Origin of the sequence: Streptomyces sp. SID3212 (assembly GCF_009865405.1) — a bacterium.
Lineage (GTDB): Bacteria > Actinomycetota > Actinomycetes > Streptomycetales > Streptomycetaceae > Streptomyces.
This window is the reverse complement of the sequence record NZ_WWJY01000510.1, coordinates 1-4,220: the sequence shown is the minus strand read 5'-3', so window position 1 is coordinate 4,220 and position 4,220 is coordinate 1. Positions and strand designations below refer to the sequence as shown.

The 4,220-nt window shown below is 72.7% G+C and carries 2 protein-coding genes; both read right to left on the bottom strand.

Annotated features, from left to right (window positions below):
* Positions 1–92: 92 nt before the first annotated feature.
* A complete protein-coding gene (gene glgB, locus GT042_RS15225) occupies positions 93–2,492 on the bottom strand; it encodes a 1,4-alpha-glucan branching enzyme (RefSeq protein ID WP_345943778.1) in 2,400 nt (799 codons plus the stop codon).
* 583 nt (positions 2,493–3,075) lie between these two features.
* A partial coding sequence (locus GT042_RS15220) for a phosphotransferase (RefSeq protein ID WP_161309246.1) occupies positions 3,076–4,220 on the bottom strand: 1,145 nt, incomplete at its 5' end.

Genomic DNA, 4,220 nt, shown 5'->3' with positions numbered 1-4,220 from the left:
TCAAGCCCGTCCGGCGATTGAGGACAAAGCGTGGCCGCAGGCCGCGCCCGCATCGAGCCCGTCCGGCGATTGAGGGCACGGCCGGGTACGGGTCAGGGGGTCGGGCGGAGCCAGATCGTGGCCAATGGGGGGAGCGTCAGGTGGAGGGACGCCGGGTGGCCGTGGGACGGGGTTGATTCCGGCTTCACCGGTTCCGGGTTCAGGACGTCGCTGCCGCCATACCTCGCCGCGTCCGTGTTCAGGACCTCCGTCCACGCCGCGTACCTCTCCGGCACCCCGAGGCGGTACTCGTGCCGGACCACCGGCGCGAAGTGCGAGACCGCCAGCAACGGCGACCCCGCCGCGTCGAAGCGCAGGAACGCGAACACGTTGTCCTCCGCCGCCCCGCCGTCCACCCACGCGAAGCCCTCCGGGGAGGTGTCCCGCTCCCAGAGCGCGGGGGTCGCGCCGTAGACCGTGTTCAGGTCGCGCACCAGGTCCCGTACCCCCCGGTGGTCCGGCGCCGCCTCGTACGACGGGTCCAGCAGCCACCAGTCCGGGCCGTGGCCCTCCGACCACTCCGCGCCCTGGGCGAACTCCTGCCCCATGAAGAGCAGTTGCTTGCCGGGGTGCGCCCACATGAAGCCCAGATAAGCGCGTTCGTTCGCGCGCTGCTGCCACCAGTCCCCGGGCATCTTGGAGACCAGCGCCTGCTTTCCGTGCACGACCTCGTCGTGGGAGATCGGCAGGACGTAGTTCTCGCTGTACGCGTACACCATCGAGAAGGTCATCTCGCCGTGGTGGTACTTCCGGTGCACCGGCTCCTTGGAAACGTAGTCCAGCGAGTCGTGCATCCAGCCCATGTTCCACTTCAGCCCGAAGCCGAGCCCGCCGAAGCCGTCGGGGCCGACGAGGTGGGTCGCGCGGGTGACGCCGTTCCACGCCGTGGACTCCTCGGCGATGGTCACGACCCCCGGACAGCGCCGGTAGACGGTGGCGTTCATCTCCTGGAGGAACGCGACCGCGTCCAGATTCTCCCGGCCGCCGTGCTCGTTGGGGGACCACTGGCCCGCCTCGCGTGAGTAGTCCAGGTAGAGCATCGAGGCCACCGCGTCGACCCGCAGGCCGTCGATGTGGAACTCCTCGCACCAGAACACCGCGTTCGCGACAAGGAAGTTACGGACCTCCGTGCGGCCGTAGTCGAACTCCAGCGTTCCCCAGTCGGGGTGTTCGGCGCGCTGCGGGTCCTCGGACTCGTACAGCGGCCGGCCGTCGAAGCGCGCCAGCGCCCACTCGTCCTTGGGGAAGTGGGCCGGGACCCAGTCCACGATCACACCGATGCCGGCGCGGTGCAGCGCGTCCACCAGGAAGCGGAAGTCGTCGGGGGTGCCGAGGCGGGAGGTCGGGGCGTAGAAGCCGGTGACCTGGTAGCCCCAGGAGCCGCCGAAGGGGTGCTCGGCGACGGGCATCAGCTCGACGTGCGTGAAGCCGAGATCCTTGACGTAGGCGGGGAGTTGGTCGGCCAGCTGACGGTACGTCAATCCTGGGCGCCAGGACGCGAGATGGATCTCGTACACGGAGAACGGCGCCTCGTGCACGGGGCGGTCGGCGCGGTGCGCCAGCCACTCCTCGTCCTGCCACACGTGGTGGGACTCGGTCACGATCGACGCGGTGGCGGGCGGTACTTCGGTGCGGCGGGCCATCGGGTCGGCGCGCAGGGTGTGCGTGCCGTCCGGGCGGGTGATGTCGAACTTGTACAGCGCGCCTTCGCCGATGCCCGGCACGAACAGCTCCCACACGCCGGTGGCGCCGAGCGAGCGCATGGGCAGGCTGGTGCCGTCCCAGTAGTTGAAGTCGCCGGAGACCCTGACGCCGCGGGCGTTGGGCGCCCAGAGGGTGAAGCGGGTGCCGGTGACGCCCTGGTGGGTCATCGGGCGGGCGCCCAGCGCCCTCCACAGCTCCTCGTGGCGGCCCTCGCCGATCAGGTGCAGGTCGAGGTCGCCGAGGGCGGGGAGGAAGCGGTACGGGTCGTGGACCTCGACGTCGTCGACGCCGTCGGTGTCGCCGTAGCGGATGAGGAGGGTGTACGCGGGGACGGTGGGGAGGTCGAGGACGCCGGAGAAGAAGCCGTCGCCGTCGTCGTGGAGGGGGGTGCGGGTGTCGTCGGGGCCGTCGGTGAGGACGGTGACGGCGTGCGCGTACGGGCGCAGGGTGCGGATGGCGATGCCGCCGCCGGGGAGGGGGTGGGCGCCGAGAAGTCCGTGGGGGTCGTGGTGGGAGCCGCTGAGGAGGCGCTCGCGGTCGGTGGGGTCGAGGGGTGGGGCGGAGGCGGTTTCCGGCTTCGCCGGCTTTTCGGGCCTTCCCGGGTTTCCCGGGTTGTTCTCCTTGGCCTGCTTGGCCTGCTTGGCCTTTGCCTTTTCGCCGCTCGCGGGCTTGCGGGGGCGGTCGGCGGGGGCCGCCGGGACGGACGGGGTGCCGGACGGGGTGTCGGGCGACGACGGACGGGCGGTCACGGGTGGTGCCTCCTCGTTGGGCGGGGTGAGGTGTCTCGGTGCGGTGCGCGGCCTGTGGCCTCGCGGTGTCCTCAATCGCCGGACGGGCTTGATTGTCGCGGCCCGCGGTGGGGATGCGCGAGCGGTCGGCGGTCTTGCTCGGCCTGCGGCCTTGCGGTGTCCTCAATCGCCGGACGGGCTTGGGGTTGGCCCTTGCGGTGGGGACGCGCGAGTCGCGGGCGGTCTTGCTTGGCCTGCGGCCTTGCTTTGTCCTCAATCGCCGGACGGGCTGGGTTGTCGCCCCCGTGGTGGGGATGTGCGGGTTGTGGGTGGGGGTGCTTGGCCTGCGGCCTTGCTTTGTCCTCAAGCGCCGGACGGGCTGGATTGTCGTCCCTGCGGTGGGGATGTGCGGCTTGTGAGTGGGGGCGCTTGGCCTGCGGCCTTGCCGTGTCCTCAAGCGCCGGACGGGCTTGAGTTGCGCTCGTGATCGCCGGGCGGACTTGAGTTGCCCTTGCGCGGTGGGAATCCGCGAGGTGTTCGCGGGGGCGCCCCGCCCCGTCCAGCCCGTCCGGCGATTGAGGACAACCCGCAGGCCGGGGACCTGTCACCGCTCGCCCGCCAGCCGGCGAATCGCGGCCATCGGGACCGGGAGCCAGTCCGGGCGGTGGCGGGCCTCGTACAGGACCTCGTACACCGCCTTGTCCGTCTCGTACGCCCGCAGCAGCTCCGGCTCCGCGCGCGGGTCCGTGCCCGAGGCCTGTGCGTAGCCCTCGCAGAACGCCGCGCGGCACCGCGTCGCCCAGTCCGCCCGCCACGGCTCGTGCGAACGCGCCGCGTAGTCGAAGGACCGCAGCATGCCCGCCACGTCGCGGACCGGTGGCTGCGGGCGGCGGCGCTCCGCCAGTGGTATGGCCGGTTCGCCCTCGAAGTCGATCACCGACCAGCGGCCGTCGGGGGTGCGCAGCGCCTGGCCCAGGTGCAGATCGCCGTGCACCCGCTGCGCCGGGCGGCCCCGTGCCGCCTCGTCCAGGCCGGCCAGCGCGTCGAAGGCCGTCCGCAGGCCGGGGACGTACGGCATCAGGGCGGGGACCGCCTGCGCCGCCACGTCCAGGCGGGCCGTCATCGCGTCCGCGAACTGCGCCGTCTGCGCGCGGCCCAGCGTCACGGTCGGCAGCGCCGCCGCCAGCGCCAGATGCACCTCGGCGGTGGCCCGCCCGAGCGCGCGCGCCTCCGACGTGAACTCCCGGTCCGCGCCCAGCGCCGCCAGCGCGAGCTGCCAGCCGTCCCGCGACCCGCGCAGATACGGCTGGAGCACACCGAGGGTGAGTGTGTCGTCGCTGCCCGTCGGATCGTCCGCCTCGAACCACGCCACCGGCGCCGGCACCCGGTCGCAGCCCTCCGCGGCGAGCGCCAGCGGCAGCTCCAGATCCGGGTGCGGGCCGGGGAAGACCCGGCGGAGGATCTTGAGGATGTACGCGTCCCCGTGGACGGCCTCGCCGCGGGCGTCGCCGTAGACGAGGGACGAATTGGACTGCTCCGCGTCCAGCAGTTTCCCGCTCAGGGCCGCCGGGATCGGCCGCGCGCGCTCGAACCGTAGCGGTCCCCATGACCCTGGGTTGCGCAATCGTTCCAGCAGCAGCTCCGCGACCCGCGGGTCGTGCAGGCCCTCGTACACCGTCAGCCCGGCCAGCGGGCCCTGCGCCGCCCGGCCGACGCGCGCCGCCGCCAGGTGCGGGGGCAGGGCCTCCC